The organism is Micromonospora sp. DT233 (genome assembly GCF_049841815.1).
Lineage (GTDB): Bacteria > Actinomycetota > Actinomycetes > Mycobacteriales > Micromonosporaceae > Micromonospora.
The window spans coordinates 25,020-37,845 of record NZ_JBNCLB010000019.1; the positions used below are offsets into that span (position 1 = coordinate 25,020).

14 protein-coding genes are annotated in these 12,826 nt (G+C 73.4%); 2 read left to right on the forward strand and 12 right to left on the reverse strand.

All coding sequences use genetic code 11. The features are described from left to right. Positions 1-3: 3 nt before the first annotated feature. The 5 genes from ACLQ2V_RS26380 to ACLQ2V_RS26400 all read right to left on the reverse strand — a co-directional run bounded on the left by ACLQ2V_RS26380 (position 4) and on the right by ACLQ2V_RS26400 (position 3,896). Positions 4-390 carry a cytidine deaminase gene (locus ACLQ2V_RS26380; RefSeq protein ID WP_425721277.1) on the reverse strand — a complete coding sequence of 129 codons (387 nt, stop codon included), beginning with the start codon at positions 388-390 and terminating at the stop codon, positions 4-6. Continuing rightward, positions 383-1,801: a hemolysin family protein gene (locus ACLQ2V_RS26385; RefSeq protein WP_425721333.1), complete on the reverse strand. Its 1,419-nt coding sequence runs from the start codon at positions 1,799-1,801 to the stop codon at positions 383-385. Before ACLQ2V_RS26385 ends, ACLQ2V_RS26380 begins: the two co-directional genes overlap by 8 nt. Next, a complete protein-coding gene (gene ybeY / locus ACLQ2V_RS26390) occupies positions 1,777-2,250 on the reverse strand; it encodes an rRNA maturation RNase YbeY (RefSeq protein WP_425721278.1) in 474 nt (157 codons plus the stop codon). Before ybeY ends, ACLQ2V_RS26385 begins: the two co-directional genes overlap by 25 nt. A 9-nt stretch (positions 2,251-2,259) precedes the next feature. Further along, positions 2,260-3,324: a PhoH family protein gene (locus tag ACLQ2V_RS26395; protein WP_425721279.1), complete on the reverse strand. Its 1,065-nt coding sequence runs from the start codon at positions 3,322-3,324 to the stop codon at positions 2,260-2,262. Positions 3,325-3,545: 221 nt separating this feature from the next. Continuing rightward, positions 3,546-3,896 carry a histidine triad nucleotide-binding protein gene (locus tag ACLQ2V_RS26400; protein WP_425721280.1) on the reverse strand — a complete coding sequence of 117 codons (351 nt, stop codon included), beginning with the start codon at positions 3,894-3,896 and terminating at the stop codon, positions 3,546-3,548. Between the two features lie 45 nt (positions 3,897-3,941). On the opposite strand from ACLQ2V_RS26400, the gene ACLQ2V_RS26405 reads away from it, so the two are divergent. Continuing rightward, positions 3,942-4,703, forward strand: coding sequence for an SDR family NAD(P)-dependent oxidoreductase (locus ACLQ2V_RS26405; RefSeq protein WP_425721281.1), 762 nt, complete (start codon positions 3,942-3,944; stop codon positions 4,701-4,703). A 7-nt stretch (positions 4,704-4,710) separates the two neighbouring features. Here ACLQ2V_RS26405 and ACLQ2V_RS26410 read toward each other — a convergent pair whose 3' ends face one another. The 6 genes from ACLQ2V_RS26410 to hrcA form a co-directional block, all read right to left on the reverse strand. Then, a complete protein-coding gene (locus tag ACLQ2V_RS26410) occupies positions 4,711-5,676 on the reverse strand; it encodes an ABC transporter permease (protein ID WP_425721282.1) in 966 nt (321 codons plus the stop codon). Between the two features lie 14 nt (positions 5,677-5,690). After that, on the reverse strand, positions 5,691-6,641 hold the full coding sequence (locus tag ACLQ2V_RS26415; RefSeq protein WP_425721283.1) for an ABC transporter ATP-binding protein: 951 nt from the start codon (positions 6,639-6,641) through the stop codon (positions 5,691-5,693). A gap of 23 nt (positions 6,642-6,664) precedes the next feature. Continuing rightward, positions 6,665-7,054, reverse strand: coding sequence for a GntR family transcriptional regulator (locus tag ACLQ2V_RS26420; protein WP_425721284.1), 390 nt, complete (start codon positions 7,052-7,054; stop codon positions 6,665-6,667). Positions 7,055-7,381: 327 nt separating this feature from the next. Beyond that, entirely contained in the window at positions 7,382-8,116 is a 735-nt protein-coding gene (locus ACLQ2V_RS26425) for a 16S rRNA (uracil(1498)-N(3))-methyltransferase (protein WP_425721285.1), read from the reverse strand. Between the two features lie 107 nt (positions 8,117-8,223). Beyond that, entirely contained in the window at positions 8,224-9,369 is a 1,146-nt protein-coding gene (gene dnaJ, locus ACLQ2V_RS26430; RefSeq protein WP_425721334.1) for a molecular chaperone DnaJ, read from the reverse strand. A gap of 73 nt (positions 9,370-9,442) precedes the next feature. Further along, on the reverse strand, positions 9,443-10,465 hold the full coding sequence (gene hrcA, locus ACLQ2V_RS26435; RefSeq protein WP_425721286.1) for a heat-inducible transcriptional repressor HrcA: 1,023 nt from the start codon (positions 10,463-10,465) through the stop codon (positions 9,443-9,445). A gap of 296 nt (positions 10,466-10,761) precedes the next feature. Between hrcA and ACLQ2V_RS26440 the strand changes: the two genes are divergently transcribed. After that, positions 10,762-11,493, forward strand: coding sequence for a DUF4870 domain-containing protein (locus ACLQ2V_RS26440; protein WP_425721287.1), 732 nt, complete (start codon positions 10,762-10,764; stop codon positions 11,491-11,493). 91 nt (positions 11,494-11,584) lie between these two features. Here ACLQ2V_RS26440 and hemW read toward each other — a convergent pair whose 3' ends face one another. Continuing rightward, entirely contained in the window at positions 11,585-12,808 is a 1,224-nt protein-coding gene (gene hemW, locus ACLQ2V_RS26445) for a radical SAM family heme chaperone HemW (RefSeq protein ID WP_425721288.1), read from the reverse strand. Positions 12,809-12,826: the final 18 nt, after the last annotated feature.

The window sequence follows — 12,826 nt, forward strand, 5'->3', positions numbered from 1 at the left end:
TGCTCACTCGACCACCGTGCCGAGGACGGTGCCGTCCGGGGCGGCCACGTGGATCGGCGCGTCGGCGGCGAGGTCCCGCACGGCGGCGTGTCCCGCCCCGTCCAGGGTCGACGCCTCGGTCACCACCACGGCGGCCTCCAGTCGGCTGGCCCCGGCCGCCACGGCGGAGGCGACCGCGAGCTGCAGGGCGGTGAGGGTCAGCGAGGGCAGCGAGACGCTCGCCGCCGCGTACGTGCGGCCGTCCTGGTCGCGTACCGCCGCTCCTTCCACGGCACCCACCCGGCCCCGGGCTCCCCGGGCCAGGATGACCAGCTTGCCGTCCTCGGCGCTCAGCTCGACCGGCGCGGACGGGGTGGGCAGGGCGGCGGGCGCGGCGGGTGACTCAGGCATCGGCGGGTTGCCTCTCCTCGGATCGGTTCTGGTTGCCCCGGGCCTCGGCGGGCTCGCCGCGCCCCGGGGTGGGGTCGGTGTGGTCGGTCGGCTCGACCCGGCGCACCAGCACGGTGTCTATCCGGTTGCGCCGGCCGGTGGTGCCCTCGGCGTGCAGCCACAACCCGGCCACCTCCGCCTCGGCGCCGGGGATCGGCACCCGGCCGAGGGCCTGGGCCAGCAGGCCGCCGACCGTCTCGACCTCGTCGGCGGGCAGCTCCACGTCGAAGAGCTCGCCGAGGGTCTCGACGGGCAGTCGGGCGGTGACCCGCACCGAGCCGTCGGGCAGCCGCTCGACCGGCGGGCGCTCGACGTCGTACTCGTCGGTGATCTCGCCGACGATCTCCTCGAGGATGTCCTCGATGGTGACCAGGCCGCCGGTGCCGCCGTACTCGTCGACGACGATGACCAGGTGGTTGCGGGCCGCCTGCATCTCCGACAGCAGGTCGTCGACCGGCTTGGACTCCGGGACGAAGGTCGCCGGGCGCATCAGCTCGGCCACCGGCAGCCGGGCCGCCGCCGGGTCGCCCCCACGGGTACGCCGGATCAGGTCCTTGAGGTAGAGCACGCCGAGCACGTCGTCGACGCTCTCCCCGATGACCGGGATGCGGGAGAAGCCGGAGCGCAGGAAGAGCGTCAGCGCCTGGGAGAGGGTCTTTCGTTCCTCTATCCACACCATCTCGGTGCGCGGCACCATCACCTCACGGGCGATGGTGTCGCCGAGCGCGAAGACCGAGTGGATCATCTGCCGCTCGCCGTGCTCGACCACGCCGCGCTGCTCGGCCAGGTCGACCAGCTCGCGCAGCTCCACCTGGGTGGCGAAGGGCCCCTCCCGGAAGCCGCGCCCCGGGGTGACCGCGTTGCCGATCAGGATCAGCAGCGAGGCGAGCGGGTTGAGCGCCCGCCCCAGCCATCGCACCAGCGGGGCGACGGCCCGGCCGACCGCGTACGCGTGCTGCCGGCCGATGGTGCGCGGGCCGACCCCGACCACCACGAAGCTGATCACCGTCATCGCCCCGGCGGTGACCAGCGCCGCGCGCCAGCCCGCACCGAAGGTGTCGACCGCGACCAGCGCGACGAGCGTGGTGGCGGTCAGCTCGGCCATCAGCCGCAGCAACAGCAGCAGGTTGAGGTGGCGCACCACGTCGCCGGCGACCACCTGGAGGGTACGCGCGCCCCGGGCGCCGTCGCGGGCCAGCTCGGCCGCCCGCGCCGGGGAGACCGCGGTCAGCGCCGCCTCGGTCATCGCGATCAGGCCGGCGAGCACCACCAGCCCGAGAGCGAAGACGAGCAGTTGCAGATCGGGCAGGCCGGCGGTGGCGTCGGCCGCCAGTATCGGGGTGGGCATCACCGGGACCGGGTCGACCGCCAGCCGGCCAGGAGCCGGGCCTGCAGTTCGAACATCTCCCGCTCCTCCTCCGGTTCGGCGTGGTCGTACCCGAGCAGGTGCAGCACCCCGTGCACGGTGAGCAGGTGCAGCTCGTCGGCGGGCGCGTGGCCGGCGGTGGCCGCCTGCTTCGCCGCCACCTCCGGACAGAGCACGATGTCGCCGAGCAGGGCCGGCTCGCCGCCGGACGCGCTGGCCTCGCCCGGCCCGTGGTCGACGCTGCCCTCGTCCATGGGGAAGGCGAGCACGTCGGTCGGGCCGTCGCCACCCATCCAGCGGTGGTTCAGCTCGGTCATGTAGTCGATGTCGACCAGCAGCACGGAGAGCTCGGCGAGGGGGTTGACCCCCATCTCGTCGAGGGCGTAGCGGGCGACGGCGAGCACGGCGTCGGTGTCGACCTCGACACCGGACTCGTTGGCGATCTCGATGGACAAGTGGCTTCCCTAGGTCTGACGGCGTCGGCCGGCCCGGCCGCCCTGGGCGCTGCGCCCCGGCGCGGTGGGCGCGTCCTGCGCCTGCTGGTTCTCCCGCTCGGCGTCCCAGCGGGCGTACGCGTCGACGATCTCCCCGACCAGCCGGTGCCGCACCACGTCGGCGCTGGAGAGCTGCGCGAAGTGCACGTCCTCGACGTTACCCAGGATGTCCCGGACGACGCGCAGACCGCTGCTCGTACTGCCCGGAAGGTCGACCTGGGTGATGTCGCCGGTGACCACGATCTTGGAACCGAAGCCGAGCCGGGTGAGGAACATCTTCATCTGCTCGGGCGTGGTGTTCTGCGCCTCGTCGAGGATGATGAACGCGTTGTTCAACGTCCGGCCCCGCATGTACGCCAGCGGCGCGACCTCGATCGTCCCGGCCGCCATCAGCTTCGGGATGGTCTCCGGGTCGAGCATGTCGTGCAGCGCGTCGTAGAGCGGGCGCAGGTAGGGATCGATCTTCTCGTTCAGCGTGCCGGGCAGGAAGCCGAGCCGCTCCCCCGCCTCGACCGCCGGCCGGGTCAGGATGATCCGGTCGACCTGCTTGGCCTGGAGCGCCTGGACGGCCTTCGCCATCGCCAGGTAGGTCTTGCCGGTGCCGGCGGGGCCGATGCCGAAGACGATGGTGTGCCCGTCGATGGAGTCGACGTACTGCTTCTGCCCGAGGGTCTTGGGGCGGATGTTGCGGCCGCGTCGGGCGAGGATGTTGAGCGTCAGGACCTCGGCGGGCCGCTCGGCGCCGCCCTGCTCGAGCATGCCGACGGTACGCCGGACGGCGTCAGTGGTCAGGGTCTCGCCTTTCTCGATCAGTTCGATGAGCTCGCTGAAGAGCCGCTCGGCGAGGGCATTGTCCGCGACGGTCCCGGTGATGGTGATCTCGTTGCCGCGGACGTGCACGTCGCTGGTGACCGAACGCTCGACGAGTCGCAGGATCTCGTCGCCAGCGCCCAGCAGGTTGACCATGATCTTGGGATCGGGGACGGTGATCCTGGTCTGCGCCTGGGGCGGGCGGGGAGGTGGGGTGCCGGTCATAGGTCGGGCCGAAGGGCCCTGCGCCACCTGCTCTCGCTCTCGGCGCCGGGCCTGCTGGCCGGGCGTTCGGACGTTGCCCCCATCCTATCTTCTCCCGCGCGGTGCCACCTCGCCCATTCACCGCCCGTCGGCCTGCGCCCGCCGCACCGTCCGCTCCAGGCGCCCGTCGATCTCAGTCACGCCCGCAGCACAAGGCTCCATCCGCCGCCGGGGATGGCCCCTCAGCGGCAGAGCATCGGGCCGAGCGGGGCGCCGCCGAGCACGTGGGCGTGGACGTGGAAGACCTCCTGGCCGCCGTACGCCCCGGTGTTGAACATCAGCCGGTAGCCGTCGCCGAGCAGCCCCTCGTCCTCGGCCACGGCGGCGGCCGTGGCCAGCAGCTCACCGGCCAGCGTCGGGTCGCCCTGGCCCAGGGCCGCCACGTCGGCGTAGTGCTCCTTGGGGATGACCAGCACGTGCACCGGGGCCTTCGGGTCGATGTCCCGGAACGCCAGGGTGGTGTCGGTCTCGCGGACGACCGTCGCCGGGATCTCCCCGGCGACGATGCGGCAGAACAGGCAGTCGGATCCCATCGGGGCATGATAAGGCCGCCCCGCCGACTCGGGCATGATGGCGGCGTGACTTCACGGGCGGTACTGGTGACAGGGGCCTCGCGCGGCATCGGGCGGGCGGTGGCGGGGCGGTTCGCGGCGGGCGGCGACCGGGTGGCGATCCACCACCGGGACTCGGCGGAGCTGGCCGAACAGCTGCGCGCGCAGCTGCCGGGCAGCGGGCATGTCGTGGTCCGCGCGGACCTGACCGACCCCGACGCCGTACGGGCCATGGTCGACGACGCGGCGGCCCGCCTCGGCGGGCTCGACGTGCTGGTCAACAACGCCGGGGTGTACGGCCCGGCCGACCCCCCGCACCCGGTCTTCGAGGCCACCTACGAGCAGTGGCGGCAGCGCTGGCGGGAGGTGCTCGACACGAACCTCTTCGGTGCCGCGAACGCCTCCTGGTGCGCCGCCCAGCACATGCGCGACCGGGGCGGGCGGATCGTCAACGTCTCCTCGCGGGGCGCGTTCCGGGGCGAGCCCGCCAACCCCGCGTACGGCGCCAGCAAGGCGGGGATGAACGCGATGGCCCAGTCCCTCGCGGTGGCCCTCGCCCCGTACGGCATCGCGGTGGCCACCGTCGCCCCCGGCTTCGTCGAGACCGACATGACCAACGAGCACCTGAAGTCACCCCGGGGCGACGCGATCCGCGCGCAGAGCCCCTTCGACCGGGTGGCCCACCCCGACGAGATCGCCGCCGCCGTGCACTGGCTGGCCGGCCCGGAGGCACAGTGGGCCTCCGGCACCATCGTGGACCTCAACGGCGCGTCCTACCTGCGCACCTGACCCACCATCAATGCAGGCGCAGCGTCCGGAGCACCGTGACGACGAGCAGGACGACGGCGCCGCCGACCAGCAGGAGGGCCTGAAGCAACTGGAACAACCAGAATCGACTCGTTGGATGGACGTCGAAGGCCGTCTTGTATCCCTTGGCGAGCAGGCAGTCGTGTTCGGCGAGTTCGGACCGGCTCGACGACAGGTCGACGCCGGCGGCGGGTGGGCACACGCCGGACGGCGAGCCGTCGACCACCCGGCCGTCCGGGGCCACCCACATCTCGGCGACGATGACGTCCCCGTTGGCGATGAGGGTGTCCCTGCTCACGCCGACCTGTCGGTCCGGCTTGGCGTAGAAGTCTTGACTGACGATCACCGCGGGGATGGCCATGGCGATCACCGCGACGGTGACCGCCATGGCTGGCACGGTGCGGCGCAGGATGGCGCTGGCGGCGGTGCCGACCGCGAACGCGAAGAGCCACCACGCGGCAGGCGCAAGGCCGACGATGTTGAACTTGCCGGGGTTGGTGAGGGAGGAGTCGGGGAAGGCACCCTCGAACACCGTGTTCCACCGGCCTACCATCACCGCCAGGGCTGTCCCGGCGACCATGACGGCCACGGAGAGCAGGCCGAGCTTGACGAGGATCCAGCGTAGCGTCGTCACGGACTGGGTCCACGCCAGGCGGAACGTGCCGCGCTCCAGCTCCCGGGCCACGAGGGGCGCACCCCAGAAGGCGCCTATCAGTGCCGGCCCTACCAACGGCAGGTAGCCGAAGACCTGGTAGACGGCGTGGTAACGGTCGAACATCCCACGGTTGAAGTCGTGACACACCGACGAGGACCCCGGACAACCGTCCGGAGCGTGCCCCGCCGCCCACGAGCTGGCTTCGAGGGCAGAGCCGAGGAGTGTCCCTCCGAGCAGGAGCAGTGTCCCGAAGGTGACCACCAGTTGGGCGCGGTGCTGCCGGTAGGTCAGCCAGACCATCTTGCTCTCCGTTCTCAGTTCGCCGGGACGATGGCGGGGCGGGGCAGCGCCGCGGCGTCGGGGTCACGCAGGTACGTCAGGACGAGGTCCTCAAGGGACAGTGAGCGTTCAGTCCACCTGCGGTCCGGGACGGCACCCGCGCCACGGACCAGCAACGTGGCCTGCCGGCCGATGCTGCTGCGGGTGACGACGGGCAGGCGGGCGGCCACCGCCTCGGCGCCGTCCGCCGGACCGGTCAGGAGTCGGTGCTCGGAGAGCAGGTCGTCGATGTCCCCGCTGACCTGCACCCGGCCGCCGTTGAGAACGACCAGCCAGTCACAGGTGTCCTTCAGGTCGGGCACCACGTGCGAGGAGAGCAGGACGGTCATGCCGGTCTCCGCCACGGCGGCCATCAGGCCGCTCGTCACGTCGTGACGCGCCAGGGGATCCAGGTCGGCGAGCGGTTCGTCCAGCACCAGCAGGTCGGGCCGCTTGGCGATGGCGAGGGTGAGCGCCACCTGGGTCTGCTGGCCGCCGGAGAGCTTCGCCACCCGCCGGTCGAGCGGGATCCTCAACTCGTCGAGCCTGCGGCGGGCCAGGGCGTCGTCCCAGTTCGGATTCATCACCCGACCGAACCGCATCATCTCCGCGACGGTGAAACCCTCGTAGAGGGGCTTCTCCTGGGCCAGGAACGCGACGCGGGAGAGCGCGGCGCCGTCGCGCCCCACCGTCGTGCCGAAGACGCGGACCGCCCCCCGGGTGGGTGGGAGCAGTCCGACGATCATGTGCAGGAAGGTCGTCTTGCCCGCCCCGTTGGGGCCGACCAGCGCTGCGACCCGGCCGGCGGGTACGGCCACCGAGACGTCGCGCAGCACCCAGGTCCGGCCGTACTGCCTGCCGAGCCCGGTCGCCTCCAGCGCGTTTCCGCCCGGTCGTTCACGGGCTGGTCGCTCCTCCGCAGACCCGCCCAGGCCCGGCAGGTTCACAACGACCCCATCCTCGCTCGCCCTCACGCCGTCCTCCGAAACGAGTCCAGCAACACCGATGCGAACAGCGCCTCCACGCCGTCCTGGTCCAACCCGGCCTGGCGGGCCCGGTCGACCCAGGCGGACAACTGGGTGGCGAGCCGGGCCTGTTCGGCCGCGTCGACGGTCCGCAGGGACCGGCGCACGAAGGTGCCCTGCCCGGGGCGACCGATGGCGAGCCCTTCCCGCTCGAGTTCCCGGTACGCCTTGAGCACCGTGTTGGGGTTGATCGCCAACTGCGCCACCACCTCCTTGGCGGTGGGAAGCTTGTCGCCGGGCTGGAGAACCCCCAGCCGAAGAGCATGTTTCACCTGGTGGACGAGTTGCAGATAGGTGGAGACCCCGGATCCGCGATCCAGATGGAACTCGATCAACTCCGCCCCCCTTAACTATTCGAATAGTGAAATAGTGCAGGGATCAGCGAGCCCCGTCAAGTGACTCCGGCAGACCGACGGCCACTCACGATCGGGCAGGGCGATACACCCCGGCCGCACCCCGCCCCGCCCCCGCCCCCGCCCCCGCCGTCGCCCCCGCCGTCGCCGTCGATCATGGAGTAATGGTGGGCGGAATGCCCGGGATGCAGCTTTTGCGAGGCACCACAAGTCCATGATCGGCGGGGCGGGGTGGGTGGGGTGGGGAGAGAGGCGGGGGTGGGGTGGGGAGGGGGGAGGGGGGTGGGGGGTGGGGGGTGGGGGGTGGGGTTACCAGCGGGCTAGGCGGGTGGCAAGGACTGCCAGGGCGGCCACCCCTGCCGTCGACGTGCGCAGGACCGAGGGGCCCAGCCGTACCGGGCGGGCGCCGGCCTCGGCGAAGGCGGTCAGCTCCGCCTCGGCGATGCCGCCCTCCGGGCCGATGACCAGCACGATCTCGCCCGCGTCGGGCAGCTCGGCGGTGGTCAGCCGCTCCCGCGCCTCCTCGTGCAGGACGAACGCGGCGGCGGCACCGGCGATCCGGCGGGCCACCGTCGCGGTGGACTCGTCGGGCGAGCCGGCCACCACGGGCAGCCACGGCCGGCGGGCCTGCTTCGCCGCCTCCCGGGCCGTCGCCACCCACTTCTCCCGCGCCCGCGCGCCCCGGTCGCCGCGCCACTGCGCCACCGAGCGGGACGCCGACCAGGGGACGATCTCGTCCACCCCGACCTCGGTCATCGCCTGCACGGCCAGCTCGCCCCGGTCGCCCTTGGCGATGCCCTGCACCACCACGAGGCGGGGCACGGGCGCGTCGGCGTACCCCCGGGAGGTGACGTCGAGGGTGAGGTTGCCCCGGCCGACGGCCGTGACCACGGCGGACGCGGTGCCGCCCCGGCCGTCGGCGAGCAGCAGCTCCTCGCCGACGCGCAGCCGCTGCACGGTGGCGGCGTGGTGCCCCTCGGGGCCGTCCAGGGTGAGCTGGTCGGCGGTGGGCAGCGACTCGACCAGGAACAGCGGCGCGGACACGACGTCAGGTTAGCCGCCCCGGCCGGAGACCGGGGCGGCCAGGTCGATCAGGGGTGGCCGAGTGCCGCCGGGCCGGGCCGTGGCGGCCACGGGCGGCCCGGCGTCGATCAGGGGTGGCCGTTGAAGGCGTCGCGCATCCGGGAGAAGAAGCCGCCCTGCTTGGTCAGCTCGGCGACCTCCTCGCCGCGCGTCTTGGCGAAGTCGCGCAGCATCCGCTCCTGGTCGGCGTCGAGCTTGGTCGGCGTCCGCACGTCGAGGTGGACGTAGAGGTCGCCCCGGCCGGTGCCGCGCAGGTGCGGCACGCCCCGGGCGCGCAGCCGCAGGGTGCTGCCCGGCTGGGTGCCGGCCTTGACGTCGACCGTCTCCTCGCTGTCCAGGGTCTTGATGGTCAGCCGGGTGCCGAGCGCGGCGGCGGTCATCGGGACGGTGACCCGGCAGTGCAGGTCGTCGCCCTTGCGCGAGTAGACGTCGTGCGGGCGCTCGTGGATCTCCACGTAGAGGTCGCCGGCCGTCCCGCCACCCGGACCGACCTCGCCCTGCTGGGCCAGCCGGATCCGCATGCCGTCCTCGACGCCAGCGGGGATCTTGACGGTCAGCGAGCGGCGGGTACGGACCCGCCCGTCACCGGCGCAGGTCGGGCAGGGGTGCGGGATCGTCGTGCCGTACCCCTGGCAGACCGTGCACGGCCGGGCGGAGACCACCTGGCCGAGGAAGGTGCGCTGCACCGACTGCACCTCGCCCCGGCCCCCGCACGCCTCGCAGGTGGCCAGGTGGGTGCCGGCGGCCGTGCCCGCGCCGGAGCAGGTGGTGCAGAGCACGGCGGTGTCGACGGTGATCGGCGCCTCGACGCCGAACGCGGTCTCGTGCAGGTCCAGTTCCAGCCGCAGGATCGCGTCGGCCCCCGGCCGGGTACGCGGGCGCGGGCCCCGCGCGCCGCCGCCCGCGCCGCCGAAGAAGGCGTCCATGATGTCCTGGAAGCCGACGAACGGCCCGGCGCCGCCGGGGCCACCCGGGCCGCCCATGCCCCCGCCGCCCGGGGCGAGCGGGTCGCCGCCCAGGTCGACGATCTGCCGCTTCCGATCGTCCGAGAGGACCTCGTACGCGGCGTTGATGTCCTTGAACTTCTCCTGTGCCTCCGGGTCCGGATTCACGTCCGGGTGGAACTGCCGCGCCAGCTTGCGGTAGGCGCGCTTGATCTCGTCATCGGAGGCTTCCCGGCTCACACCGAGGATGCCGTAGTAGTCCCTGGCCACTGCGTTCCGTGTCCTCATGTTCGTCTCGCGTTGCGCCGGTCGTCGGCCGGAGCCGGCCGTCGGCCCTGACTGGTCAGTTCTGGGCCAGCAGCTCGCCCACGTAGCGTGCCACGGCCCGCACCGTGGCGATGGTGCCGGGGTAGTCCATCCGGGTGGGGCCGAGCACCCCGAGGCCGCCGACGACGGTCGTTCCCGGACCGTATCCGGTGCTGACCACCGAGGCGGCCCGCAGGTTGTCGATCTCGTTCTCGTCGCCGATGAGGACCCGGGTCGTGCTCGACTCGGCCTCGCCGATGAGCTTGAGGATGACCACCTCCTCCTCCAGCGCCTCCAGGATCGGCCGCAGCGAGCCCTGGAAGTCCAGCAGGCCCCCTCGGGTGAGGTTGGCGGTGCCGGCGAGCGCCAGCCGCTCCTCGTGCCGCTCGACCAGCGTCTCCAGCAGCACGGTGGCGAGCGTGGTCATGGCCGGTCGCAGGTGTGGCGCCGACTCCTCGACCAGCGCCTGCACCAGCGGCGGGGTCTCCGAGAGCCGGCTGCCCACCAGCTTCTCGTTGACCAGCCGCCGCAGGTCGGTGACGTCGTCGGCGGGCACCGGCGCGGGCAGCTCCACCAGCCGCTGCTCGACCCGGCCGGTGTCGGCGATCATCACCAGCATCAGCCGGGTGGTGGAGATCGGCACCAGCTCCAGGTGGCGCACGGAGGAACGGGCCAGCGACGGATATTGCACCACGGCGACCTGCCGGGTGAGCTGCGCCAACAGCCGGACCGTGCGGTGCACCACGTCGTCGAGGTCGACCGCGCCGACCAGGAAACGCTCGATCGCCCGGCGCTCGGCCGGGCTGAGCGGCTTGACCCGGCTGAGCCGGTCGACGAAGAGGCGGTAACCCCGGTCGGTGGGCACCCGGCCGGCGCTGGTGTGCGGCTGCCGGATGTAGCCCTCCTCCTCCAGCACCGCCATGTCGTTGCGCACCGTCGCCGGCGAGACGCCGAGCTGGTGCCGCTCCACCAGGGCCCTGCTGCCGACCGGCTCCTGCGTGGCGACGTAGTCCTCGACGATCGCGCGGAGCACGGCGAGCTTGCGGTCGTCCAGACCCACTCCACCACCTCCTGTCGCACGTCGTGCCCGGCATCGCGGCGGGCAACCGGGCCGGCCTGCCCGCCGATGGCCGAAGCCTGGCACTCGTTCGTAGCGAGTGCCAGTCTACGTCCCCGTCCCGCCCTCGGTAAGATCGAGGACGCACCGACGGTCCGTCCGCCGACCGGCAGGGTGGCGTCGTTCGGCCGAGACGGGGCCGTCGTCCGGCCGACGCGGGGTCGTGCTCGGGTCGAAGCACGGGGCCCGACCAGTGTCGCCCTGGTACCCGGTTGCCGGTAGCCCCTACCGTGACGGGCATGACTGACGCACCTCGTCCTCCCGGCTCGGGCGACCCCGGCGGTTACCCGCCGGAGCCGAACCCGTCGCCTGCACCGTACGGCTCCTCGGCGGACGAGCCCCCCACCGCGCCGCTGCACGGTGGCTCCGGGGCGGGCGGCTACCCCCCGCCCGGCGAGTTCCCCCCGCCCGCTGGCTTCCCCCCGCCCGGCGGTTTTCCCCCGCCCGCTGGTTTTCCCCCGCCCGGCGACCAGCCCTCCGCCGGCGGCTATCCCCCGCCCGGCGGCGACGTCCCGCCCGGCGGCCAGCCTCCGACCGCCGGCGGCTACCCGCCGCCCGGTGGCTACCCCCCGGCCGGCGGATACCCGGCTGGCGGATACCCGGCCGGCGGTGGCTACGGCGGCGCGGCCGGCAACGAGGAGAAGACCTGGGCGATGGTCGCGCACTTCGGCGGCGCGGCCGGGATGTTCCTCGGCGGCGGGGTGCTGGGCTGGGTGGCGCCGCTGATCGTGCTGCTGGCCCGGGGCAACCAGTCGCCGACCGTCCGCGCCCACGCGGTCGCCGCCCTGAACTTCCAGCTGCTCTGGTCGGTCATCGCAGTGGTCGGCTGGATCCTGAGCTGCATCTTCATCGGCGCCTTCATCGGTTTCGCCGCGATGGTGGTCGGCATCATCTTCGGCATCGTCGCCGGGATCAAGGCCAACGACGGGCAGCCCTACCGCTATCCGATGACCGCCAGCTTCGTCAAGTGAACCCCGGTCGGCCGCTCCCGGCGGCCGGCCGGTGTCACCCACCCGCGCCCCGACCGGCCGCGCCCGGTGACCGGCGCGGGGGTGGGTGCGCTCAGGGCAGCAGGTCGCGGACGACCGCGTCGGCCAGCAGCCGGCCGCGCAGGGTGAGCACCGCCCGGCCGGCCGCGTGCCCGGCCGGGTCGAGCAGCCCGTCGGCCAGCGCCCGCGCCGCGCCCGCCCGGCCCGCGTCGTCCAGCACGTCCAGCGGCAGCCCGGAGGCGAGCCGCAGCCGCAGCATCACGTCCTCCATCTGCGCCTCGCCGCGCGTGAGCACCTCCCGGGCCAGGCCGGGCGAGACGCCCGCCGCGAGGCGCTTCGCGTACGCGCTGGGGTGTTTGACGTTCCACCAGCGCACCCCGCCGACGTGGCTGTGCGCCCCCGGGCCGAGGCCCCACCAGTCCGCGCCGGCCCAGTAGAGCAGGTTGTGCCGGCACTGCCCGGCCGGCGTCCGCGCCCAGTTGGACACCTCGTACCAGGAGAAACCGGCCGCGCCCAGGGCGGCCTCCGCCGCCAGGTAGCGGTCCGCCGCCACGTCGTCGGAGGGGTACGGCAGCTCGCCGCGCCGCATCCGCGCGGCCAGCCGGGTGCCGTCCTCCACGATCAGGGCGTACGCGCTGACGTGGTCCACCCCGGCGGCGACGACCTGGTCGAGGGAGGCGGCGAAGTCCTCGGCGCTCTCCCCCGGCGTGCCGTAGATCAGGTCGAGGTTGACGTGGTCGAACCCGGCGTCGCGGGCCTCGGCGGCGGCGGCGGTGGCCCGGCCGGCGCTGTGCCGGCGGTCGAGGATCGCCAGCACCCCCGGCGCGGCGGACTGCATGCCCAGCGAGATGCGGGTGTACCCGGCGGCGCGCAGGGTCCTCAGCGACTGCGGCGTGACCGACTCCGGGTTGGCCTCGGTGCTCACCTCGGCGTCGGCGGCCAGCCCCCAGGTGCGGTCGATGCCGTCGAGGATGCGGGCCAGGTCGTCGGCGGCCAGCAGGGTGGGGGTGCCGCCGCCGACGAATACGGTGTCGACCCGCGGCGGCGGGGTGTCGCCCAGCACCCGGCCGGCCAGGGCCAGCTCGGCGAGGACCGTGTCGGCGTACGACTCGCGGTTGACTCCGCCGCCCAGCTCGTCGGCGGTGTACGTGTTGAAGTCGCAGTAGCCGCAGCGGCTGGCGCAGAACGGCACATGCACGTACACCCCGAAACCGCGCGCCCCGACGGCGCGGGTGGCGGTGGTGGGCAGCGAGCCGTCGACGGGGACGGGCTCGCCTTCTGGAAGGACGCCGGGCATGGCAACTAGTGTGCCCGC